This is a genomic window from Paenibacillus sp. FSL R5-0486 (genome assembly GCF_037975155.1).
Taxonomy (GTDB): Bacteria; Bacillota; Bacilli; order Paenibacillales; family Paenibacillaceae; genus Paenibacillus; species Paenibacillus amylolyticus.
In genome coordinates this window covers 6,542,180-6,566,851 of sequence record NZ_CP150237.1, presented here as the reverse complement: position 1 = coordinate 6,566,851, position 24,672 = coordinate 6,542,180, and the positions used below count along the sequence as shown (strand labels likewise).

Sequence of the window (24,672 nt, the reverse complement as noted above, 5' to 3'; positions counted from 1 at the left end):
GTTTTCTTTTTGCCGTGAAATCCTCTACAATGAGATATACCGAAGATTTCTGAATGCTTGGGGGAACATAATTACATGCTGCACAAATTTAAAAAGATAGACTATTCTATTGTCTTTATACTCGTTATTCTGATGGGTATCAGTATTTTATCGATTTACAGTACAACGTTTGGTCGTCCAAAGCTGGAGGGACTCCCGAAAAGCGCAGTGATCTTTTATATTTTGGGCTTCGTAGTCTTTTTTGGGATGTCGATGATCAACTATAAATTCATAATCAAAAATTATTTATATATCTATGGCGTGGGGATGCTCCTGCTCATATTCGTTATGTTCTTTGGTAAGGAGTATTATGGTGCAAAAGGTTGGCTGTCCATTTTCGGGGTCAGTTTGCAGCCTGCTGAATTGTTCAAGTTATGCCTGATTGTGTTTTTATCGGCCTTTTTGGCCCGAAAGAAGAACCGTCCGCTCTATTTTGGACGTGACGTTATTCCGATTTCGCTCTGTGTTCTGCCGCCGTTACTACTCGTATTGCTTCAAAATGACTTGGGAAATGCATTAAGCTATGTAGTCATTCTTGTGGGCCTACTGTGGATTGGTAACATTAAATTTACGCATGCCCTCATTGGCTTTATGATCGCAGTGGCTGCTTTTATCGGTGGTACACAGGCGTATATTCATTATCATGATGAGATTGTTAAATTTCTGAATGACATTGGACGTTCGCACTGGGCGGATCGTTTTGACCCTTGGCTTGTACCAGAGCTGACCTCAAGAGATGTACTCTGGCAGACGTATAATGCAAAGCTTGCGATTGGTTCTGGTGGGATTACAGGCAAAGGTTATATGGAAGGCACAACGATTCAGTCGAATCGGGTGCCGCTGGCCTATGCTGACTCCATCTTTGTGCAGATTGGGGAAGAATTTGGTTTCATCGGTGCCTCGGTACTGCTTCTCCTGTACTTTATCCTGATTCACAGGCTGGTGCTGATTGCACTGGAGTGTAAGGATCGCGCGGGGCCTTATCTCATTGTTGGGATCATAGCGATGCTGCTTTACCAGATCTTTGTTAATATTGGTCCATTCATTGGTCTGATGCCGTTGACAGGAATTACGCTGCCGTTTATCAGTTCGGGTGGTACCTCCATTATGATCAACATGATCAGCATGGGTCTTGTGATGAGTATTAAGGTCCACACGGAAGAGAACGAGGATATTCTTGGCTCTGCGGAACAACCGAGTATTACAGATCTGGTGAGGAAATTGCTAAGACGCAAGCCATCCCAGCAGGAGCAATAACGTTTTTGAGTCAAACCGTGAAATAGCACGTACGATTTATGTATATAAGCTAGATAACTATAGAACCCTGGAACAGACCAACCCAAGTTACATTGGGTGGATGTTTTGGGGTTTTTATTGTTTTTACGGCGTAATTCAGGCCGTTGAATAGTTCGTTTTTTAACCTGAAACGACCCTGATTTCCATTTTATTATCCAATTATATACAATGGTAATATTGAGTTCAATTGGAAATCATAGAATGCTAGATTTCAGGGGGATGGACAGAGTCATGTTGAGAATGTTGAAAAAGATGGACGGTGTTATTCTTTTTGTAATGCTGTTGCTCATGATTATTAGTGTATTTGCGATTTATAGCGGAACGCAGACAGATGCCAACCTGGCGAATCATCATGTCAAAACGATGTATTTCTATGTGGCCGGGTTCATTGCGGTGTTTGTGATCGGGCTTGTGAATTACAAGTTATACGTGAAATATGCGTTTTATTTGTATGGCTTGGGGATCATACTACTGATCCTGGCCAATGTCCTGGGAAGTTCAATCAATAACGCCAACGGTTGGCTGAAGCTGGGCGAGAACTTTTCTTTTCAACCGGCAGAGCTGTTCAAGATGATTCTGATTCTGTTTCTCGCCCATTTGATCGTGAAGAGACAACGAGGCACGCTGAAATTTTGGAGAGATATTGTGCCGATTGGCTGTTGGGCGTTTATTCCGTTTGCCCTTGTTATGGCTCAGAATGATTTGGGGAATGCGCTGGGGTATGTGGTGATTTTGGCTGCGGTATTCTGGATCGGGAATATGAGGCTGAAGCACGCATTGATTACACTGGCGATTGTGGGAGTGGCGTTCTTTGGTTTTGTTAAAGCCTATACCTTCTACCATGGTGAAGTTTTCACTTTTCTTGAAAAGATAAAACGTGAGCATTGGGCGGAGCGGATTGATCCCTGGCTTGTACCAGAAAAGGCTACCTCAAAGGCTTCCTGGCATACGAAAAATGCAGGTTTAGCCATCGGTTCTGGGGGCATCATCGGCAAAGGTTATTTGCAAGGAACATCCGTTCAGAGTGGACGAGTCCCCTATACGTATTCTGATTCCATTTTTGTTGTGATCGCAGAGGAGTTTGGGTTTGTTGGTGCATCCGTACTGATTCTGTTGTACTTTATCCTGATCCACCGCATGGTGCTGATTGCTCTGGCATGTAGAGATCGCGCGGGACCTGTCATCATTGTAGGTATTATCGGAATGTTGTTGTATCAGGTGTTTGAGAACGTGGGGGCGTTCCTCGGACTGATGCCACTCACAGGTATTACGTTACCGTTCATCAGTTACGGCGGCACCTCTTTGCTTATTAATATGGCTTGCATCGGTGTAGTCATGAGCATTAAGTTATACGGGCAAGAAGAGGAGGATGAACTTCTGATGGGGGAGCAGCAACCTCGGTTGTCGGAACGTTTATGGAATATGCTCAAGAAAGAGAAAAGTGCTGTGTAACTGTTGAGTCGGTGTAGTGAAAAGTAAAGCGGTGAGACGTATAACGTGATCGTTCGTAGGAATAAAGAGGTTGATTTGCCCTGTAACCAGGTGCGGATCAGCCTTTTTAACATGATGGGTGAGAAAGTGTGAATGAGAGATGAAAGAAGCAATGCATAGGTGTCTTCGAGCCTGCTGTAGGCTGAGGCGAACCTGAAAGAATCTGGAGCAGCGTATATGGGCATGATGTGAAGCTTCAAGTGCTAGCTGTTGGGGGTTAGGAGTTAAGAGTTAGGTGGTGTTAGGAGCTAACGAACCACACACGTCTTATTCGGGGATTTGAAGTGTCCGGAGAAAGCTAATGAATCTGAGACACGTTATATCAACATAAACAGCCTTTTGTAGCGTGTTGATTAGATGATTTTGGGAAATAACGTGCCTCATGTTCCTTACAATTTCAAAAGAAGACCTGAAGGGCAAATAAGACGTCCTCGGTTCCTTAGAGCATCGACTGGTCATTCGCGAGAGTTATTCGCCTAGGGTCGCCAGTACACTCTTCAAGGCTTCTTGGACGCTGACATTCTGTCTTCGTATAACTTGCCTGGGTTTAACCACACATTCTAGTAGTACGTGTTCAAATAGTTGGGTTTTCAGTACCGAGAAGATGGGATGAGGTTAGAAATGGAGTAGTGGAGCGTAGGATAAACTACGTGAGCAATCAAAATGGTTCTTTGGTAAACATACTCCGTAAGCCTCCCGCTTATTTCGGCTGAACCTCATATTCAACGTTGATGATGGAGCTGGGCATTCTTCGTAATCAAAGCGGACTTTTTGAACAACCTCTAGTAGATTTATTGCAAATGCTAGGTTTACTTCCGTCTCTACCGGGCATACTGATAGACATGAGAGAGTTGCAGGTAGCGTGATCAGAGAGCCGAGGGGGAGAACGGAATGAGCAGAAGAATTGTAAAGCAAATTGGACTTATTATTGTATGTCTTATGATGATTATCATGATGTGGGAAGGTCAGAAAACGGATGCAGCTGTGGCGGCCACAGCAATTCCGGAACAATCGATTCGCTTGCGTATTCTAGCAAACTCGGATGCACCGGGAGATCAATTGGTGAAACGTGAGATTCGGGATGCTGTCGTTGCTCAGATGGGCGAGTGGGTAGCCGAACTGGAGAATCCGCAAAGTCTGGATGAAGCGCGCAAGGTTATTCGTGAGCATTTGTCCGAGATTGAGAATAGAGTAGGAGAAGAGTTGGCCAGTCGCGGTTTAAATTATGAGTATCAGGTGGAGCTGGGTTCCGTGCCGTTCCCGACCAAACTATATGGTGGCACTGTGTATCCTGCCGGAGATTATGAAGCGGTTCGGATCACGCTGGGGGAAGGCAAAGGTCAGAACTGGTGGTGTGTGTTGTTCCCGCCGTTGTGCTTCATTGATGCAGGGACCGGGGATGCACTGGCGAAACATTCAACGGTATCAGCCGCAGCGGCTGAACCAGGAGATGTAGAGGCATCTGTGCAGGGAGACACACCGGAAGCGAGATTCTTTCTGTGGGATATGGCTGTGAAACTATGGAGTTGGGTGACTAGTTTGTTCGCATAACAACGTATTTATAATACAGTAGAGGGCGACTTCGATTCAGGGAGCTGCCCTTTTAATATGAATTAGTGGTGAAATTCCGAGCGAAGTATGAAGGGCATCCGAGTTGGGACAGGTATGTTATAATTACTTATAGTGCGTGTTCAAAAAGTCTGGTTTTTCAGTACCAAGAAGATGGAATGGAGCTAGAAATGGAGTAGCGGAGCGTAGGAAAATTACGTGAGCAACCAAAATGTTTCCTTTGGAAACATACTTCGTAAGCCTCCCGCTTATTTCGGCTGAATTTCATATTCGACGTTAATGATGCCGCTAGGCATCTATCGTAATCAAAAGCGTACTTTTTGAACAACCTCTTATATTGAATATGGATATGAACTAACCTACTTGAATTTAGGAATGATGATATATGAGCAGAGAAAACGAACCAGTGCAACACACCTCTGAGATGAGGGATGATAGAGAAGAACGTGATATGAAAGCTCCGGCAGAGCTGGTCACTGAGATGTGGGATGTACGCCTCTTGGTGAGCGCTGAGAATGATCACGGATTGGGTAATATTGAAATGTTGGATGTGAAAAAGGGGAGCGCCGATCAACAGGCGCTCGCCGACTTGCAGGCTGCCGCAGCCTGCATTCGTCAAGGTCAGACGGTGGCCTTTCCGACCGAGACGGTCTATGGCTTGGGTGCTGATGCGCGTAGCACAGCAGCCGTGGAGGCTGTATTTGTCGCCAAAGGCCGACCTTCCGACAATCCACTGATTGTGCATATCGCGCACCGTGACCAGTTGGATGCGCTGGTCACGGAAGTGAATGAAACGGCGGAAGCGCTGATGGCGGCCTTCTGGCCGGGACCATTGACGCTGGTGTTGCCGGTTAGGCTGGGAGCGGTGTCCCCACGTGTCACCGCCGGTCTGGACACGGTGGCCGTGCGCATGCCGGACCACCCGGTGGCCTTGCAGTTAATCGCCGCGGCGGCATGCCCTGTGGCTGCGCCAAGCGCCAACCGCTCCGGGCGGCCAAGTCCGACACTCGCGTCTCATGTACGCGAGGATCTGGATGGCCGCATCGGCGGCATTGTGGACGGCGGCCCCACCGGGGTGGGCGTCGAGTCCACGGTTGTGCAGGTCGGTGACGACGGTACCGTCACCATCCTGCGCCCTGGCGGCATTACGGCGGAACAACTGTCCGCCGTTGCCGCCCGTGTCGCCACGGACCCCGCGCTACTCGCGGAGGGGGCCGATGGCGTGGGTAGCCCGGCGCCGCGCTCGCCGGGCATGAAGTACACGCACTACGCACCCGCAGGGGCGCTGTGCGTGGTGGAGGGGCCGCCCGCAGCGGTGGCGGCCTGGATCAGCGCCGCCCTCGCAGAGGCGGCGCAGCGCGGAGAGCGCACCGCGGTGCTGGCGTTCGCCGAGCACGCGGAGCAGTACCGCGCCGATGCCGTGTTCTCGCTGGGCGACGCCAGCGAGCTGGAAGAAGCAGCGCGCCGGCTATACGCCGCGCTGCGCAGCTGCGATGAGCAAGGCGCCACATATATTGTGGCTGAAGCCTGCTCACGCGAAGGGCTGGGAGCAGCCGTCATGAATCGGCTGCTCAAGGCTGCGGGGAACCAACTCATACAAGTTGGCAACCAGCAACCCTCATAACCTCTCCTGATCATACAGTCAGGAGAGCTACGTACTCTTTTTCAAAACAATCAATAAACCACCATATCCACTTTCACGCCAAGCTAGCTTTATGCACCATGGATATCGAGTAGATCCGTCGCCGTTTGCCTTTCATCGGTCATGTTTAGGTCCTTGTCCGCATATCGTGTACAAGAACCTTTACGTGACTTGGGGGTATGGGGATGTGGGATGTGTCTGTCCATGTAGGGCAGTTGGTAACCATTTTGATCATGGCTATTGCGCTTGGCCTCGATGCGTTCTCACTCGGGATCGGAATTGGCATGAAGGGCATTCGGCTGCGGGATGTATTGCGAATCAGTATTGTAACGGCGCTATTTCATATCATCATGCCGCTCATCGGCATGTATATGGGCAAATACGTCAGCTCCCTGCTCGGTGACATTACGACGTATGCGGCAGGTGGATTGCTTGTTTTGCTGGGTGCTCATATGATTCTGAATGCATTCCGTGAAGGCGATACAAAGCTGGTGGACCACCGTTCCCTGCTCGGCGTTGTTTTGTTCTCCCTCAGCGTAAGTGTGGATTCATTCTCCGTTGGCGTTTCCTTAGGGATGTTTAGCAGTGATCTGATCTTAACTGTACTTGCTTTCGGTGTGTGTGGCGGGGTGATGTCGGTTATGGGTCTGCTATTAGGCCGTCGGGTGAGCCAGAATCTCGGGGATTACGGCGAAGCCATTGGTGGCGCAATCTTGCTTGCGTTTGGACTTTTGTTTATATTTTAGAATAAAACTTGAAATATCATATCATTCGCATCATATGTAAAATGGGGAGGCTAACACAATGAAACATATTTTATTCGTGTGTACAGGAAATACGTGCCGCAGCCCCATGGCAGAGGGGCTTTTGAGAAAACTGGCATCGGAGCGTGGCATTCAGGTAGAGGTTCGCTCCGCAGGTGTGGCAGCAACGTCGGGTATGCCGATCTCCCGACATGCTGAAGCGGTTTTGAGAGATCATAACGTTGAAGGTCCACCTCATTCCACACAGCTTAGCTCTAACCTGGTAGGTTGGGCCGATCTGGTTCTTACATTAACACGGAGTCATAAGCAGCATGTCATGCAGGTTTTTCCCGATTCAGTCCACAAAACCTATACATTGAAAGAATATGTGGAGGATGATGAACAGGTATTAAGTGATGTTCAGGAGTTGGACAGCCTGTTTGCAACGCTTGAGATGAAACGTGCCCTTGGCCAAGAGATCCTGGCATCGGAGCGTGAGCGAGCCATTGAGATTAGACAACGAATTCCAAGTTTCGACATCTCCGATCCGTTTGGAGGAAGTCGTGATGATTACAATATAGCTGCAGCTGAGATTCGGACGGCATTGGACCGGCTTTTGGATAAGCTGGGATAATTCTGATCCTGCGAGGCAGGTTATAGAAATAGGACACGTGATGTAAATTAACCGTTGATTTTAGCCGCGGGTTGTTTTATGATGAAGGGGAAAACAGGGATCCGGTGTAACTGGCGACGAAGTGGGCATAACCACGATGGAGCACCGGAACAAACGGCCGGTCGCCTGGGCAAAAGAGCAATTCTGCGTTACCCGCAGACTGCTCTTTTTTTCGTCTTTCATCTGATTATTCGCTATAATAGTACCTGAGATGCCGTGCAAGAATACGAAGGACAACCAAGAGACAGCGGGCATGATTTTATCGGGAGGCGATAATAGGATGACTATAGAGTTAGATTCGGAACAACCCGGATTGCAGGAACAGACCGCGTCTATTCTGCATGAACTGGCGCTTGCCGGACAGCTTGGGCCTGGACAGATCGTTGTGATCGGTACAAGCACAAGTGAAGTCGCAGGCGCTCGGATTGGTACGAGTGGTGCCATTGAAGTGGCGCAGCAGCTTCTTGCGGGTATACGCGAGGTGCAGGAAGAGTTCGGTTTTGACACGGTATTCCAATGTTGTGAGCATCTGAACCGTGCGCTGGTAATGGAACGTTCTGTGCTTACTCGACTTGGATTGACCGAGGTTGGTGCAGTACCCGTGCCCAAGGCCGGAGGTTCAATGGCATCCGCAGCATATCGTTCGCTGACCGATCCATGCCTGGCTGAACATGTGCAGGCCCATGCGGGACTGGACATTGGGGAGACGATGATTGGGATGCATCTCCGGCATGTAGCCGTACCCTATCGTACAGCGCTTCGCTATGTTGGAGATGCTCGTGTAACCACAGCGTTGACCCGTCCGAAGTTGATTGGCGGCGAACGCGCGGTGTATCGTATGGAAGAACAACCAGATTCGACATTTTGTGACTAACATATAAAGCGAGACTAATTGGGTTACACTCCTGACTTTGATTGCATCACCATCTTCCGAACGCTGTTATCCCCAGATTTTTTAATTCCCTATTTAAAAGGGGAAATCCGGTGATAAAGGCGACCACTTCGTTTCTTCAGATTGGTGTTGCACTCGCCGTTTTCGTGTAAACATTAGTTTCACTTTATAACTTCACTTATAACTGGGAGGAATTTAATCATGGAACAATTGCGCAAGAATGACCCGGCAGTACTGGAAGCGATGAATCTTGAACTGAAACGTCAACAGAACAACATCGAACTGATCGCATCCGAGAACATCGTAAGTGAAGCAGTAATCGAAGCAATGGGATCTGTTCTGACCAACAAGTACGCTGAAGGATATCCAGGCAAACGTTACTATGGCGGTTGTGAGCATGTGGACATCGTTGAAGACATCGCGCGTGATCGTGCAAAAGAATTGTTCGGAGCAGAACACGTGAATGTTCAACCTCACTCCGGTGCACAAGCGAACATGGCAGTTTATCTTGCAGCGTTGAAACCTGGTGATACTGTACTTGGTATGAACCTTGCCCATGGTGGACACCTCACACACGGTAGCCCGGTTAACGCATCTGGTTTGCTGTACAACTTTGTAGCATACGGCGTACAGGAAGATACATTCCTGATTGATTATGATGAAGTACGCAAAGCGGCTTTCAAACACCGTCCTCGTCTGATCGTTGCAGGTGCAAGTGCATATCCGCGTACCATTGATTTTGAAAAGCTGGCTTCCATCGCCAATGATGTAGGCGCTTTGTTCATGGTGGACATGGCTCACATCGCAGGACTGGTTGCTGCTGGTTTGCATCCAAACCCGGTTCCACATGCGCATTTCGTAACAACAACTACACACAAAACGCTGCGTGGACCTCGTGGTGGTATGATTCTGTGCCGCAAAGCGTGGGCAGCAGCGATTGATAAAGCCGTATTTCCAGGTTCCCAAGGTGGACCTTTGATGCACGTGATCGCTTCCAAAGCGGTAGCATTCGGTGAAGCTTTGCAACCATCGTTCAAAACGTATGCTGAGAATGTTGTGAAAAACGCACAGGTTCTGGCTGAAACACTGATCGCTGAAGGATTGAACATCGTATCTGGTGGTACAGATAACCACTTGATGCTGATCGACACACGCAGTGTGAACATCACAGGTAAGGAAGCTGAGCATGTGCTTGATTCCATCGGTATTACCGTGAACAAAAATGCCATTCCATTCGACCCTACAAGCCCGTTTGTAACGAGTGGTATTCGAATTGGTACACCTGCTGCAACTTCCCGTGGCATGAACGAAGAAGCGATGGTAGCCATCGGTAAGATCATTGCTAAAACGCTGAAAAATCCAAAAGATACAGCGAAGCTGGATGAAGCCCGTGCAGAAGTGACTGCACTGACAGACCAATTCCCGCTCTATACCGATCTTAAATACTAAAAAACGTTGCTCATGCTGTTTGTATTTGAGATGTTCTTAAAATGGGATACAAAAAAACGAAGCAGACAGAATGAGACCGCAGAAGCGAAGCGTTCGCCTTTATCCCCGGATTTTTCCCTTGTTAAAAGGAGAATAAAAAAAATCTGGGGATAACAGCGATCGAAGGATCATTCTGTAGGCGGAGTGCCATTGTATTCATCATTTTCATTTTCTTAACGACATAACAGCAGGAGCAAAACAGGACCGGATGGATCATTTTCCGGTCCTGTTTTTTATAGGATTCGGTAATCTGTAATGATTGGGTGCCCTTTGATGGTGTAATTCGTTGTTGGTGATGATATAATATACAGGATTTATCGAGCCCATGAATGGTGGCTAGGTATATTTGGAAATGCTGAACATGAAGAACTTACCGGAGGGACAAATTAGATGGGAAAATTAGTAATATGTGATCACCCTTTGATTCAACACAAACTGACGTTTATACGCGACATGCGTACGAATACGAAAGATTTTCGTGAATTGGTGGATGAAGTAGCAACGTTGATGGCTTATGAGATTACAAGAGATGTTGAACTGGAAACGATTGATGTACAGACACCTGTAGCTGCAACACAAGGTAAAGTTATCTCTGGACGTATGCTCGGACTGGTGCCGATTCTGCGCGCAGGACTCGGAATGCTGGATGGCGTAGTGAAATTGTTGCCAGCGGCAAAAGTTGGACATGTGGGTCTGTTCCGTGACCCGGAAACACTGCAACCGGTAGAATACTACACCAAACTGCCTACAGACGTAACAGAGCGTCAATTGATTGTAATTGATCCGATGCTGGCAACCGGTGGTTCGGCAATTGCAGCTATTGACGTGCTCAAAAAACGTGGCTGTACCCAAATCAAGATGATGAACCTGGTTGCGGCACCGGAAGGCGTAAAAGCTGTGCAAGATGCACATCCCGATGTGGACATCTATGTAGCAGCATTGGACGACCGTCTGGATGATCATGGTTATATCGTTCCAGGGCTTGGAGATGCAGGAGACCGTCTATACGGCACTAAATAAGCATATTGCATGCGGAGTAGAAAAGAGGCTTGCTCGAATGTCTAACAAAATTAAAGTCATGACGATCTTCGGGGTGCGTCCGGAAGCCATCAAGATGGCTCCGCTTATTTTGGAATTGCAGAAACACCCTGAGTCTATTGAATCTATTGTTTGCGTAACTGCGCAGCATCGCCAGATGCTGGATCAGGTACTTGAAGTTTTCGACATTCATCCCGATTATGATCTGGATGTGATGAAGGACCGTCAGACATTGAATGAAATCACAATTCGTGTGCTTGGCGGTCTGGAGCCAGTGTTAGCCGAAGCTAAGCCGGATATTGTACTGGTTCACGGGGATACATTAACTACCTTTGTAGCGAGCTATGCAGCATTCTTGCAACAGATTCAGGTAGGACATGTGGAAGCGGGGCTGCGGACATGGAACAAGCTGTCTCCATATCCGGAAGAGATGAACCGTCAGCTGACGGGAGTACTGGCTGATCTACACTTTGCGCCTACGGATTGGTCTTCTTCCAATCTTGCCAAAGAAAATAAATCGGAGTCTAGTACGTACGTCACAGGCAACACGGTAACAGATGTGTTTCAATATACTGTACGGGAGGACTACACACACCCGGTACTTGATTGGGCCCAAGGCAAACGCCTTGTGCTGATGACAGCTCATCGCCGTGAATCTCAAGGCGAGCCTCACCGCAACATTTTCCAGGCCGTCAAACGGATTGCCGACGAATTCGAAGATATTGCCATCGTGTACCCGGTGCATCCAAGTCCTGCTGTGAAGGAGCCGGCTCACGCGATCTTGGGGAATCATCCCCGTATTCAATTAATTGATCCACTAGACGTGGTGGATTTGCATAACTTTTACCCGCACACTCACTTGATTTTGACCGATTCAGGCGGTTTGCAGGAAGAAGCACCTTCGTTTGGTGTGCCTGTGCTCGTATTGCGCGATACAACAGAACGCCCGGAAGGTATTGAAGCCGGAACGCTGGAATTGGTAGGTACCGAAGAGGAACGTGTGTATGAACGGACCAAAGCTCTGCTTACAGACAAAACCCTGTATGCAAGCATGAGCCAGGCTGCCAATCCATACGGTGATGGACATGCTTCGGAAAGAATTGTCAATGCGATTTTGCATCATTTCGGTGTAAATAGTGAGCGTCCGGAATCATTTCACAGAAAATTCAAAAAATAATACATTTTTTCTGACGGATTTATAAAGGGCAAGCATACAGTTAAACTGTACGGTTTACGCGGGTTTATGGGCTTTGAGGGTCTGTATTCCCGTCGTTTCCCCCTTTAAAACGCTAAAATCATTCAATTGACAAAGGCTCTCATCATTCAGTAAAATTAACTGGGATTGCAAGGGTGGCGTGGAAAATGGCCGATTCGAACAAACCAAATTCATCCCGTAACCATGACGATAATGTATGGAAAGCGATGGGACTCGTGACAGCTTTTGGGATCGAGATTGCCATTCTCGCTGTTGCCGGATATTACGCTGGCTCCTGGTTGGACAAGACCATCGGAGGTAACGGAATATGGATCGCCGTAAGCGTTCTCTTTTTTCTTGCGGCAGGCGGTGTAAGCATCTACTTTATCGCGAAAAAAATCATGGGGGAAAGTGATGAGTGAACTAACCAGATACCGCAGATCGATGACTGTTTTCGTCATGTACTTTCTTATGATTTGTTTTCTCGCAGCGGCCTTTATGCCACGTGTGGAGACAATTGCTTTGGGACTGGCCCTGGGTACAGGAGTTAGCTGGATCAATGCATTTTACCTGGGCTACAAAGTAAGGAAAATGTCTGATGATGCGGCAGAAGGTAACTTGAAGCGTGTCAACTTGGGATTTTTGACAAGAGCGGCATTCGCTGTGCTCGGTATATTCATATCGATGCGCTTTCCGCAGTACTTCAATACATATGCGGTTGCAGGCGGTCTCGTCATTGCACAATATTCCTTATTGATTATAGGGATTGTCTATTCCCGCAGAGCAGAATGATGTTAAGGGCTGCAGCTTTCAAGTCGAGAAAGGGGTGAGAAAAATATGCATGAAGCTCCAATTATTATGCTTGGCGGATTTCGACTGGATCTATCGGTTCTGTTGATGCTGGTAGTTACAGGTGCAATTGTTTTTATTTTTGCTGTACTGGCAACACGGAGATTATCCGTTGAAAATCCCGGCAAGCTGCAAAATTTTATGGAGTGGGCAGTAGAATTCGTCCGCAATCTGATTTCCAGTACAATGGATATGAAGAAAGGTAAACATTTTATCTCTCTCGCTCTTTCCATGATTATGTTCATTTTTGTAGGGAACATGCTCGGCCTTCCGCTCGTGGCTGTATCTGAGGTAACAGATGTTAATCAGGCACAGGTATTCGGTAAGCCGATTGTTACAGCGGTGGAGGCGTTTGAAAAAGCGCATGCCAAGGACCCTGAAGCACACCCACACGTTGAACTGGCCTGGTGGAAATCACCAACAGCCGACTTGTCTGTAACGATGGGACTTGCTCTCGTAGCGTTCCTTGTATCTCATGGACTTGGATTGTTCCGTAACACGAAAGGGTATCTCCAGCATTACTTCAAGCCATTCGCCTTGTTCTTGCCAATCAACTTGATTGAGACGGCATCCAAGCTGTTGACACACGGTATGCGTTTATTCGCGAATATCTTTGCAGGTGAGGTACTGATCGCAACGATCCTGAAACTGACCACATTCAAAGTGTTTGGTGCTATTGCAGCGATTCCGCTACTTATGGTGTGGCAAGGCTTTAGTATCTTTATCGGCGCGATCCAGGCATTTGTGTTTGTTATCTTGATGATGGTGTACATTTCACAGAGCATCGAGACGCATGACGAGCATTAAGTTTCAAGCCCTACGAAGATTTCTTCACCAGGCTGAACAATAAAAAATTCGATTTATCATTTTAAGGAGGATATACAAATGGGAGCAATGGCATTAATCGCAGCAGCAATTGTTGCAGGACTGGGCGCGTTTGGCGCAGGTATTGGTAACGGTATGGTAATCAGCAAAACGGTGGAAGGTATTGCCCGTCAACCGGAAGCAAAATCCACTCTTCAAACAACAATGTTTATCGGTGTAGGTTTGATCGAGGTATTGCCGATCATCGGTGTGGTACTCGCGTTCATGTTCTACGGTATGGCTTAATCAAATTTTAAAGGTTTGGCGGGGAAGGCCATAGCCATCCGCGCCTTCTTTTTAGGTAATGTCCGTTCTAACGGATGACGTTTCAAGGATACCTCCAGGAAGGAGTGAACAGATTGAGTTTCATATGGGAAAATACGCTTCTTGCGATTGTTGCATTTGCAATTTTATATTGGCTGCTTAGCCGTTATGCCTTCGGGCCTTTGTTCTCCATTATGGAAAAACGTCGTGAACTCGTGATGACGCAGATGAATGAGGCTGCACAGACTCGGGAACAGGCCATTGCCTATGTGGAGGAACAAAAACAAGCTCTTGAACAAGCACGCCAAGATGCTTACGACATCATTGAACAGTCCAAACAAACAGGTGGCAAACAAGCTGAATCGATTTTGGCTGATGCAAAAGCTGAAGCTAATCGTCTGAAAGACGATGCAGTACGCGAAATCGAGAGCGAGAAGAACAAAGCAGTCGCAGCACTTCGCAGCGAACTGGGTACAGCTTCCGTTCAGATTGCATCCAAGTTGATCAAAAAAGAAGTTGAGAACGGTCCTGCACAAGAAGAGCTTGTGAACCAATACCTCAATGAGGTAGGAGGCCGACAATGAGCCGCGATACGATAGTTGCCAAGCGTTATGCGAAAGCATTGTTCGAAGTTGCTCTTCAGCAACAGCAGGTGCTTGAGGTTGAACAGGAACTGGTTGCAGTAGTCAGTGCATTGACCGGAGATGCAGATATCGAGAAATTTATCGTATCCCCTAACATTTCTGATGAAGCGAAGCAGAACGTGATTCACTCAAGTCTTGATGGCAAGGTATCCGATTCAGTCCTTCGTACAGTCTTGTTGTTGATTGAGCGCGGACGCGTTGAATTGCTGGGAGACTTGCTGAATGATTATCGGAAGATCCAAGGTGAGTCGCTGGGCATCGCTGATGCGCGTGTCTACTCGACTTATGCGTTGAATGATGAAGAAAAAGAAGCGGTAGCCCGTGAATTCGGTGGCCGTGTGAATAAAAAGATTCGTATCGAGAACATTGTTGATCCGACTCTGCTGGGCGGATTGAAAGTCGCCATTGGCGATACGATCTATGACGGCAGCTTGGCTGGCAAGCTCGAACGTCTTGAGCAGTCTTTTAACAGACGAGTACAGTAGATTGGGGTGAGGACACTTGAGTATCAAACCAGAAGAAATCAGTACATTAATTAAGAGCCAAATCGAACAATACAAGACCGATATCGATGTAGTCGAAGTCGGAACGGTAATCGAGGTTGGTGATGGTATCGCTCGTGTTTACGGACTTGAGAACGTCATGTCCAACGAGTTGGTTGAATTCCCAAGCGGTGTTATGGGACTCGCCATGAACGTCGAAGAAAGCAATGTCGGTGTCGTTATCCTGGGACCTTACTACGATATTCGTGAAGGTGACCAAGTGAAACGTACTGGTCAAATCATGCAAGTGCCTGTAGGCGAAGCATTGATTGGACGCGTTGTGAACCCGCTCGGTATTCCTGTAGATGGCAAAGGGCCAATCGCTACAACGGAATTCCGTCCGGTTGAAGGTAAAGCACCAGGCGTAATGGATCGTAAATCGGTTCATGAGCCGATGCAAACAGGGATCAAAGCCATTGATGCAATGGTTCCAATCGGTCGTGGACAACGTGAGTTGATCATCGGTGACCGTCAAACAGGTAAAACATCCATCGCGATTGATGCGATCCTGAACCAAAAAGGTAGCGGCATGAAGTGTATCTATGTGGCTATTGGTCAGAAACAGTCTACGGTTGCTCAAGTTGTGGAAACTCTTCGTCGTAAAGGCGCAATGGAGTACACAATAGTTGTAACTGCAGCAGCTTCCGATCCATCACCACTCTTGTACATCGCACCGTATTCCGGTTGTTCGATGGGTGAGTACTTCATGTACAAAGGCGAGCACGTTCTGGTTATCTATGATGACTTGACCAAACAAGCCTCTGCATATCGTGAGCTTTCCTTGTTGCTTCGTCGTCCACCGGGCCGTGAGGCTTATCCGGGTGACGTCTTTTACCTGCATTCCCGTTTGCTGGAGCGTGCTGCGAAGCTGAATGATGAACTTGGTGGTGGTTCTTTAACCGCACTGCCGTTTATTGAAACACAAGCTTCCGACGTATCTGCATACATCCCAACGAACGTAATCTCCATCACGGACGGACAAATCTTCCTGGAAGCTGACTTGTTCAATGCTGGACAACGCCCGGCGATCAACGTAGGTATTTCCGTATCCCGTGTCGGTGGTTCTGCTCAGATCAAAGCGATGAAAAAGGTTGCAGGTTCCCTGCGTCTCGACCTCGCTCAATATCGTGAGCTTCAAGCGTTCTCCCAGTTCGGTTCCGATCTGGATAAAGCGACTCAGGCCCGCCTGAATCGTGGTGCGCGTATGATGGAAATCCTGAAGCAAGGTGTTAACCAGCCTCTGCCTGTAGAACAACAGGTTGTCAGCTTGTACACTGCGGTTAAAGGATTCCTGGATGAGATTCCAACAGGTGATGTTACTCGTTTCGAGCGTGAGTTCCTCGCGTTCATGGAGAGCAGCCATCCGGAGATTCTTGCATCCATCCGTGATACTAAAGAATTGACTGCAGACAACGAAAATGCACTGAAAGGTGCAATTGAGAAGTTCAGAAAGAGCTTTGCTGTCTCTGTCTAAATAAATGATTGCAGGTGCGGAGTTGTCTAACCGATTCCGCATGTCTGCATGTAATACTTTGACTCTGTCAAAAAAAGATGATGCTTACGATGTAGTTTTGACTTTGTCAAAACTTTAAGGTGGTGAAATCATGGCAAAAGGCATGCGCGAAATTAAGCGGCAAATTAAAAGCGTACAAAGCACCAAGCAGATCACCAAAGCAATGGAGATGGTAGCTGCTGCAAAACTGCGTAAAGCGCAGGAAAAAGCGGAAGCAGCCCGTCCTTATTCGGAGAAACTGAAAGAAGTTGTAGCTAGTATTGCATCAAGCACGCAAGGTATACAGCATCCGATGCTGGAGAGCCGTCCGGTCAAAAAGACAGCTTACCTGATCATTACATCGGACCGTGGTCTTGCAGGTGGATACAATGCGAACGTTTTGCGTCAGGTTAATCAGACGCTCAAAGAACGCCACAACTCCCAGGATGACTACGAATTGTTCGTCATTGGACGTAAAGGACGCGATTACTTCAGACGTCGTGAAATTGCGATGGCATCCACAACAACGGATCTGTCGGATTCGCCTTCATTTGCAGACATCAAATCCATCGCACACGAGGCTGTTCATGGGTTTGAACTGGCTGAATTTGATGAATTGTACATTTGTTATAACCGCTTTGTGAATGCGTTGACCCAGATTCCTACGGTAGAAAAACTTCTTCCGATGGAAACACCTGAGGTAACTGCTGCGGAAGGACCAACGGCAAGCTACGAATACGAGCCGTCTGCTGAAGCTGTACTTGAGGTCTTGCTTCCGCGTTACGCGGAAACGCTGATCTATGGTGCACTTCTGAACGGTAAGGCAAGTGAGCTCGGCGCGAAAATGACGGCAATGGGTAATGCAACCAAAAATGCATCCAAACTCATTAACGACTTGTCATTGACATACAACCGTGCCCGTCAAGCGGCGATTACGCAGGAGATTACGGAAATTGTGGCAGGTGCCAACGCAGCACAAGGCTAACCGTTTTTTTATTAATGAAGGCTTGCAGAGCAAAGATAAACGAACGGTACATTATTTTTGCAAAAGTAGCAGGCTTGTAGGAGGGGAACGTTAAGATGAACAAAGGACGCGTTGTGAGCATCATGGGTCCGGTTGTTGACGTCGAGTTTGATCGCGGCGGTCTGCCGGAAATCCTCAATGCCATTACGATCACTACAGTAAGTGAGAGCGGCGTTAGTGTAAACCTTACACTCGAAGCTTCGAAACATCTGGGTGACAACCGAGTACGTTGTATTGCGATGTCCTCCACGGATGGACTTGTTCGTGGTATGGAAGCTTTAGATACAGGAGCACCAATCTCTGTACCCGTCGGAGAAGCAACACTGGGTCGTGTATTTAACGTACTCGGCGAAGCGATTGATACTGGCGGTGCCGTAGCTGCTGAGCACAAGAACCCGATTCACCGTTCAGCACCTGCATTTGATGAACTGACTACCCAAGCAGAGATGCTGGAGACAGGAATCAAAGTTATCGACTTGCTCGCTCCTTACGCTAAAGGTGGTAAAATCGGTCTCTTCGGTGGTGCCGGTGTAGGTAAGACGGTAACCATTCAGGAATTGATCAACAACATCGCACAAGAGCACGGCGGTATCTCCGTATTTGCGGGTGTTGGTGAGCGTACACGTGAAGGTAATGACTTGTATCACGAGATGAGTGATTCCGGCGTTATCAACAAAACAGCAATGGTTTTCGGACAAATGAACGAGCCTCCAGGCGCACGTCTTCGTGTAGCCCTCACAGGTCTGACGATGGCGGAATACTTCCGTGATGAAGAAGGCCGTGACGTGTTGCTCTTTATCGATAATATCTTCCGTTTCACCCAAGCGGGTTCAGAAGTATCTGCCTTGCTTGGACGTATGCCTTCCGCGGTAGGTTACCAACCTACGCTGGCAACAGAAATGGGTCAACTGCAAGAACGTATCACATCAACGAAAAAAGGTTCTGTAACATCCATCCAGGCCATCTACGTGCCTGCGGATGACTACACTGACCCGGCTCCTGCAACGACGTTTGCCCACTTGGATGCAACGACGAACTTGGAGCGTAAAATTTCCGAGATGGGTATCTACCCTGCGGTAGATCCACTGGCTTCCAGCTCCCGGATCTTGTCCCCTGAAGTTGTAGGTGAAGAACACTACAGCGTAGCTCAAGGCGTTAAACGTATCTTGGCACGTTACAATGAATTGCAAGATATCATTGCAATCCTGGGTATGGACGAGTTGAGTGAAGAAGATAGAGCGCTTGTATACCGTGCTCGTAAAATCCAACGTTTCTTGTCCCAGCCTTTCCACGTTGCTGAAGCATTTAACGGTATTCCGGGTAAATACGTTCCAGTTAAAGAAACGGTGCGCAGCTTTAAAGAGATTCTCGAAGGTAAGTATGATGATCTTCCGGAAGCAGCTTTCCTCTTTGTTGGTACAATTGAAGAGGCAGTGGAGAAAGCCAAAACACTGGTTTAGTCTGAATCCAGGATTGTCCTTATGAAGCGGGCTATCCTTCGGATATTTCAGGAGGGATGGAATTGAGCACCTTTTTGTTGGAAATCGTAACACCCGAGCGTTTGGTCTATTCAGAACAGGTGAATAGCATTACGGCTCGTGGTATTGAAGGGGAACTGGGCATTCTGCCAGGTCATATTCCTATGGTTACACCTTTGCAGATTGCACCAATCTATATCCATAACGGAAAAGAAAATAAACGAGTTGCTATCGGTGGCGGGTTTATCGAAGTTCGTAAAGATAAGGTTGTTGTACTCGCAGAGAGTGCTGAATTCCCGGAAAGCATTGATGTGGATCGTGCGCGTGCGGCGAAAGAGCGGGCAGAACGTCGGCTTGCAAGCCAAAGCAATCAGGACCACTTTGATCACCGTCGTGCAGAGATTGCGCTGCAAAAAGCGGTTAACCGGATTAATGTGTTCGGCAAATAAACGATTCTTTGAAGCCTGGCGGCTTAGTCTGCCGGGCTTTTTTGAGTTTGTTTAATAGAATTGTTTTATCGAATATATCAAAAGGGCTGACCACAAATCCATCCTATCCCTTCAGTAAACAGAAGTATTTTAAGCAAAATATTCACCGATTATGATTATTTGAATAGAATGTAGGACTAAAGTAGTGGGCGCATTTACCACTAAGAGAACCATTTTTTTCATGAGTAAATTTAAATTATTTCCGAGGAAATGACAGAATCGATATCGAAATAGCGCTCTTTTATGTCGTTTTAGTCACAAAATCCCGGCATTTTAAAATTAAAATATTTTAGAAGTGGAAATCAATGTAATTGACAATGTATGATGAAAGAGCCTATATTCCATAGAGTCAGCAGAAGCAGGAAGCTGCGTAGTAGATTCCATAGTCATGCACAGCCGCATTGTTGCTGCTCGGTGATTGGGCATCAGGAGATTCCTGCCTGGCAGGAGTAAATCTGACAGTACGCTCAGTATGTTGTGCTTAAGACATTCCAGTATACTAACAAGTTATGGGTGCCGGGCATATGATATGCTGATCGCTGCAACAAATGTGGAGGTAAAGAATATATGGATACTGATCTGACGAATCAGGTGAACCAAGCGTTAAGCACCAATGGCTTGGTCTCAATCATCGTCTCCCTGTTATGTATTGCGTTGTCTTGGTGGGCTTTGACAAATCTCAAACTGGATTTAATCATCAGGCAACCACGAGGTGCTCAGGGAAGACTGTTGCATTTGTTGCTCGCCATCATTTTGGGGCATGCCGTTGCTGGCTTTGTCATTGACTACTTGTCCTGGACTCAAATGTTGCGTAATTTGTTTTAATGTTGAGATGGTTGGTTAATCATCTGTTAGGTTCTTCAAGCTGCTCATTGTCGAATAACATCGATTAATTGTGTTAACAATTAGAGTATGAGTTGTCGGTAAAGAAATTAAGAAAAAAATGTGACGTAAAATTGGATGAATTTGAGATGTTTTATGTAAAAATGCTTGTATCGTACAATTCAACAATGTTATGATGGAAGTTAGGGAATTCACAATTGTTCACTTATTTTGTAGTTATAAACGGGATATCCGGTTCATGCCGGCTAATAACCATCCCACTCTGTCTGTTCTGATGCTCTGCTGGCTTGTAAGACACTGATTTTTACATGCTGAATAGCAAGATGCACGGCACATGGTATCATTGATATGGATTATAAAAACCAATTCTTTTCTGAACAGACATCTGTGGCAATATGCCAGAATATGTCGAAATTCCACACACAGCAACAGTCCTTTCTAGCATAGTGGGGCTTACGTATTCCGGAATGAAGAAAAGGGAATAAAAGCGCGGAGGGAACCATGATGAGCAAATTTATCGTCCGCGGTGGCAAAAGGTTGACCGGAAGTGTCAAAGTTAGCGGCGCTAAAAATTCTGTTCTTCCGATCATCGCTGCCTCTCTCTTAGGGGAAGAAGGACAAAGCGTTATTATTGACGCGCCTCCTCTAGACGATGTGATGACGATTAACAAGGTGTTGGAATCGCTGGGAGCGGGAGTTACATACCGGGACGAAGTGATTACCGTAAATGCGGAGAAACTTACTTCCTGTGAAGCCCCGTATGAATGGGTAAGTAAAATGCGGGCGTCTTTCCTGGTCATGGGGCCTTTGTTGACTCGTATGGGTCATACAAGAATCTCACTTCCTGGTGGATGTGCCATCGGTACACGGCCTATTGATCAGCATTTGAAAGGTTTTGAAGCCATGGGCGCAGAGATCAGCTTGGGCCAAGGTTATATCGAAGCTCGTAGCCAAGGTCGGTTGCGTGGCGCGAAAATTTATCTGGATGTGGCTTCCGTAGGTGCCACTCAAAATATTATGATGGCTGCAACATTGGCCGAAGGTGTAACTGTTCTGGAGAACGCGGCAAAAGAACCTGAGATTGTGGATCTTGCCAACTTCCTGAATGGGATGGGTGCCATCGTACGTGGTGCTGGTACTGGAGTGATCCGCATTGAAGGTGTGGAGAAACTGACAGGTGTTACACACACCGTTATTCCGGATCGGGTAGAAGCTGGTACGTATATGGCTGCTGCTGCAATTTCGGGTGGTGACGTGTACATTGAAGGTGCAATCTCTGATCATTTAGGCTCCGTTATCGCGAAGCTTGAAGAGATGGGTGTTACAATCCAACCGGATGAGAATGGCGTGCGTGTAATCGCAGATCGCCCTCTTAAGGCTGTGGATGTGAAAACATTACCATACCCAGGATTCCCGACAGATATGCAATCCCAGATGATGGCACTTTTGCTTGCATCTGAAGGAACAAGTGTCGTGACAGAGACTGTTTTTGAAAACCGATTCATGCATGTGGATGAATTCCAATTGATGAATGCGGAGATCAAAGTTGAAGGACGTTCGTCCATCGTCACAGGTAATGCCAAACTGAAGGGTGCCAAAGTAACGGCTACCGATCTGCGTGCGGGTGCCGCACTCATTATTGCAGGTCTTGTTGCTGAAGGTACAACGGAAGTGGGCGGTGTTCATCACATCGACCGTGGCTATGTACATCTCGCTGAGAAGCTTAATGGACTTGGCGCTGACATCTATCGGATCTCGGTTGATGAGCCTAAGCTGGAAGCAACCAAAGCACCTAGTGAAAAAGTGGAGAAAGAAGTACCGATGTTTAAGGTGCAACCAACTTTGGCTTAACACTGGATTGAATAGAAAAAATATGGTCCCTCTATTATAAGTCACACAGTTGTGTGGATTATGAATGCGATGGAACGTGATTGTCAAAAATGATAAAGCTAAGCCATCTGGCTTGGCTTTTTTTGTGTTTACTTTTAAGAAGACAACGAGATATTTGATACCTGATTCTATTAATAGCTGGTCCTAACTTGTATAGCATAACATCGTATTCTGTATCGATTCTGAACCAAATGAAAGAGCATACTTTATATGGGTGTCGGATCCAGCTAAACACCGGTATACAGCGACAGGTCAACGTTTCTAAGATGTAGATAGCAAAAGAAAACAAGAAATTGAACAGAACGAAAAGGGCCTCGTTTCTCTCAAATCAGGTTCTATCAGATCAAGCCAGCTCATAACCTAAACTATGGATTTGAACAACACGACCGGCACATGACCGGCCATAGATAACGGAGGGTTATATTCGAATGAAAGAAGCTCGTGTACAGGTAAAGGTACCCCTTGTCCCTCGTCCAGGTATGCAAGAGCCGGAGGGAAATATCGTTTCTGGAGTGGAAAAAGACAAGCCTGCCCCATTGAACCTGAGGACTGTTCCATCACAGCCTGCAAGATTATCCAATCCAGGACGGGTGTCGGCAGATGAACTGAACCGACAGACAACCGAGCATATTCATATACCTGTTATTGAGCTGGACCAGTTCCGCCGAGTGAAGCGTCGCCGAATGCGGACATTTGGACGAAAACCCCGATGGGGACGTAATACGACGCGATGGCAACCTGCTGCCGCTGTATCTGCCTTATTGGCAATGGCGTTACTGATTCCGGTAATTCTGGTATGGCCGCGGACAAGTGAATCACCAAAGCCGATCCCTGCTCCAACAGATTCAAGCAGTACAAGAACCCCAGCTCCTGCGCCAGCCGTTCCTGTTACGTACCCTGAACCTAAAGTGCGCGTATACCTGTCTGCAACGGGCACAACGATGAATCTGCCATTGGAAGACTATGTTACCGGGGTTGTGGCAGCTGAGATGCCAGCGGAATTCAGACTGGAGGCGTTAAAGGCGCAGGCAATAGCTGCTCGTACATTTATCGTGCGTAGGTTAGCTGCGAGTGATACAAGCGGTGTTCCATCAGGTGCGGCGGATGTGACGGATACGGTCAGCCATCAGGTGTTTATTCCGCCAGATCAGGTGGAATCGGATTGGACGCGTCTAGGGAAGGCGAAGGAATGGGAGAAGCTGCAACAGGCTGTGCGCGAAAGTCGAGATACGGTGATGACATATCAGGGCAAGGCAATCACCGCATCCTTTTTTTCCACAAGTAATGGGTATACCGAGAATGCTGAGGATGTATGGGGGAACGCCGTGCCGTATCTGCAAAGTGTAGACAGTCCGTGGGACAAAAACCTGGCACCAGGATTCAAGCAGACCGTCACCATGAAGCGTAACGAGATTCTGCAGAAGTTAAACTTGGATGCCATTCCGGTTACCGGCCAGAAGGGTGGATCGTGGATGGAAGTATTGTCTACAACCAAAGGACATCGGATTAAGGAAATGCAGATCGCAGGTGAGACATTCAGCGGACCCGAGGTTCGTAAACTGCTTGGATTAAGATCCAGCCAGTTCAGTTGGAAGACCACAGGTGACGAAATCCAGATTACAACGTACGGTTACGGTCATGGGGTTGGCATGAGCCAATGGGGAGCAAACGGCATGGCGCAGGAGGGACACACGGCCACCCAAATTCTCAAACACTACTATACCGGCATTTCATTCGGACAGGCATCCAAGATGCTTGCATCGAAGTAGGAGAGATGAACACGGATGGATAAAGCGAAACAATTCGAATGAGTAGGAGTATGTGCGAATGTATACAAATGTATGTGAATGAGAGCAGTTGCACGCTAACGAACCTGGGAGGCCTTATCAGGCGATATTACAACGAATGGAAATTCTAACGAATCTCAGACACGTTATATCACGACATACCACCGAATTGATCCGATAATAGCGCCCAAAAGAGTAATTAGCGTGTCTACGGTTCGTTAGAATTCCTAAGCCGCGATTTCCCCGCCCATAAGGCCGTCTGAGTTCGTTAGAAATATTTTATAATCTAATCATTAACAAAATTGAGGATACTGCCATTCACTACATGCTCATTCGCAATAAGCAAGCCGAACCAGAACCAGAACGTTGAAATTAAGTTTCCAAGCCCTAAGGTTAAAAAATTGATTTATGTTCCCTGTCTACCAAGCAACTTCTAACTAT

The 24,672-nt window shown here is 47.3% G+C and carries 23 protein-coding genes and 1 riboswitch; all 23 genes read left to right on the top strand.

All coding sequences use genetic code 11. The features are described from left to right. Positions 1-75 precede the first annotated feature (75 nt). The 23 genes from MKY01_RS29085 to spoIID all read left to right on the top strand — a co-directional run bounded on the left by MKY01_RS29085 (position 76) and on the right by spoIID (position 24,213). A complete protein-coding gene (locus MKY01_RS29085; RefSeq protein WP_076254008.1) occupies positions 76-1,296 on the top strand; it encodes an FtsW/RodA/SpoVE family cell cycle protein in 1,221 nt (406 codons plus the stop codon). A gap of 270 nt (positions 1,297-1,566) precedes the next feature. Further along, positions 1,567-2,787 (top strand): FtsW/RodA/SpoVE family cell cycle protein, encoded by a 1,221-nt coding sequence (locus MKY01_RS29080; protein WP_339284485.1) that lies wholly within the window; start codon positions 1,567-1,569, stop codon positions 2,785-2,787. Between the two features lie 930 nt (positions 2,788-3,717). Next, a complete protein-coding gene (gene spoIIR / locus MKY01_RS29075) occupies positions 3,718-4,377 on the top strand; it encodes a stage II sporulation protein R (protein ID WP_339284484.1) in 660 nt (219 codons plus the stop codon). A 559-nt stretch (positions 4,378-4,936) separates the two neighbouring features. Further along, entirely contained in the window at positions 4,937-6,019 is a 1,083-nt protein-coding gene (locus tag MKY01_RS29070; protein ID WP_339287283.1) for an L-threonylcarbamoyladenylate synthase, read from the top strand. A 203-nt stretch (positions 6,020-6,222) separates the two neighbouring features. After that, positions 6,223-6,783, top strand: a complete 561-nt coding sequence (locus tag MKY01_RS29065) for a manganese efflux pump MntP family protein (protein WP_036667772.1) — start codon at positions 6,223-6,225, stop codon at positions 6,781-6,783. Between the two features lie 58 nt (positions 6,784-6,841). Next, a complete protein-coding gene (locus MKY01_RS29060) occupies positions 6,842-7,414 on the top strand; it encodes a low molecular weight protein arginine phosphatase (RefSeq protein ID WP_036612575.1) in 573 nt (190 codons plus the stop codon). A gap of 96 nt (positions 7,415-7,510) precedes the next feature. After that, positions 7,511-7,592, top strand: a riboswitch (ZMP/ZTP riboswitch). 141 nt (positions 7,593-7,733) lie between these two features. Beyond that, positions 7,734-8,327 carry a TIGR01440 family protein gene (locus tag MKY01_RS29055; protein WP_076254013.1) on the top strand — a complete coding sequence of 198 codons (594 nt, stop codon included), beginning with the start codon at positions 7,734-7,736 and terminating at the stop codon, positions 8,325-8,327. A 219-nt stretch (positions 8,328-8,546) separates the two neighbouring features. Further along, positions 8,547-9,794 carry a serine hydroxymethyltransferase gene (gene glyA / locus MKY01_RS29050; protein WP_164783303.1) on the top strand — a complete coding sequence of 416 codons (1,248 nt, stop codon included), beginning with the start codon at positions 8,547-8,549 and terminating at the stop codon, positions 9,792-9,794. A 429-nt stretch (positions 9,795-10,223) separates the two neighbouring features. Then, complete coding sequence (gene upp / locus MKY01_RS29045) at positions 10,224-10,853, top strand: uracil phosphoribosyltransferase (protein ID WP_017691929.1); 630 nt, start codon at positions 10,224-10,226, stop codon at positions 10,851-10,853. Between the two features lie 37 nt (positions 10,854-10,890). Beyond that, a complete protein-coding gene (wecB, locus tag MKY01_RS29040) occupies positions 10,891-12,048 on the top strand; it encodes a UDP-N-acetylglucosamine 2-epimerase (non-hydrolyzing) (RefSeq protein WP_036667768.1) in 1,158 nt (385 codons plus the stop codon). Positions 12,049-12,233: 185 nt separating this feature from the next. Continuing rightward, positions 12,234-12,488 (top strand): AtpZ/AtpI family protein, encoded by a 255-nt coding sequence (locus MKY01_RS29035; protein ID WP_017691931.1) that lies wholly within the window; start codon positions 12,234-12,236, stop codon positions 12,486-12,488. Beyond that, a complete protein-coding gene (locus MKY01_RS29030; RefSeq protein ID WP_017691932.1) occupies positions 12,481-12,858 on the top strand; it encodes an ATP synthase subunit I in 378 nt (125 codons plus the stop codon). The genes MKY01_RS29035 and MKY01_RS29030 overlap by 8 nt, the downstream gene beginning before the upstream one ends. 45 nt (positions 12,859-12,903) lie before the next feature. Beyond that, positions 12,904-13,722 (top strand): F0F1 ATP synthase subunit A, encoded by an 819-nt coding sequence (gene atpB, locus MKY01_RS29025; RefSeq protein WP_017691933.1) that lies wholly within the window; start codon positions 12,904-12,906, stop codon positions 13,720-13,722. A gap of 78 nt (positions 13,723-13,800) precedes the next feature. Further along, complete coding sequence (gene atpE / locus MKY01_RS29020; protein WP_017691934.1) at positions 13,801-14,025, top strand: F0F1 ATP synthase subunit C; 225 nt, start codon at positions 13,801-13,803, stop codon at positions 14,023-14,025. A 113-nt stretch (positions 14,026-14,138) separates the two neighbouring features. Beyond that, on the top strand, positions 14,139-14,627 hold the full coding sequence (atpF, locus tag MKY01_RS29015) for a F0F1 ATP synthase subunit B (protein WP_036612568.1): 489 nt from the start codon (positions 14,139-14,141) through the stop codon (positions 14,625-14,627). Next, positions 14,624-15,172, top strand: coding sequence for a F0F1 ATP synthase subunit delta (locus MKY01_RS29010; protein WP_036612565.1), 549 nt, complete (start codon positions 14,624-14,626; stop codon positions 15,170-15,172). Before atpF ends, MKY01_RS29010 begins: the two co-directional genes overlap by 4 nt. A 16-nt stretch (positions 15,173-15,188) precedes the next feature. After that, on the top strand, positions 15,189-16,703 hold the full coding sequence (gene atpA / locus MKY01_RS29005; protein WP_047840700.1) for a F0F1 ATP synthase subunit alpha: 1,515 nt from the start codon (positions 15,189-15,191) through the stop codon (positions 16,701-16,703). Positions 16,704-16,833: 130 nt separating this feature from the next. After that, positions 16,834-17,706, top strand: a complete 873-nt coding sequence (gene atpG / locus MKY01_RS29000) for an ATP synthase F1 subunit gamma (protein WP_036612560.1) — start codon at positions 16,834-16,836, stop codon at positions 17,704-17,706. Positions 17,707-17,801: 95 nt separating this feature from the next. Further along, a complete protein-coding gene (gene atpD / locus MKY01_RS28995) occupies positions 17,802-19,205 on the top strand; it encodes a F0F1 ATP synthase subunit beta (RefSeq protein WP_047840699.1) in 1,404 nt (467 codons plus the stop codon). A 62-nt stretch (positions 19,206-19,267) separates the two neighbouring features. Continuing rightward, positions 19,268-19,672 carry a F0F1 ATP synthase subunit epsilon gene (locus tag MKY01_RS28990; protein ID WP_036612555.1) on the top strand — a complete coding sequence of 135 codons (405 nt, stop codon included), beginning with the start codon at positions 19,268-19,270 and terminating at the stop codon, positions 19,670-19,672. Between the two features lie 606 nt (positions 19,673-20,278). Then, positions 20,279-20,536 (top strand): DUF1146 family protein, encoded by a 258-nt coding sequence (locus MKY01_RS28985; protein WP_017691941.1) that lies wholly within the window; start codon positions 20,279-20,281, stop codon positions 20,534-20,536. Positions 20,537-21,058: 522 nt separating this feature from the next. Continuing rightward, complete coding sequence (gene murA / locus MKY01_RS28980; RefSeq protein ID WP_017691942.1) at positions 21,059-22,405, top strand: UDP-N-acetylglucosamine 1-carboxyvinyltransferase; 1,347 nt, start codon at positions 21,059-21,061, stop codon at positions 22,403-22,405. 467 nt (positions 22,406-22,872) lie between these two features. Continuing rightward, on the top strand, positions 22,873-24,213 hold the full coding sequence (gene spoIID, locus MKY01_RS28975; protein WP_339284481.1) for a stage II sporulation protein D: 1,341 nt from the start codon (positions 22,873-22,875) through the stop codon (positions 24,211-24,213). Positions 24,214-24,672: the final 459 nt, after the last annotated feature.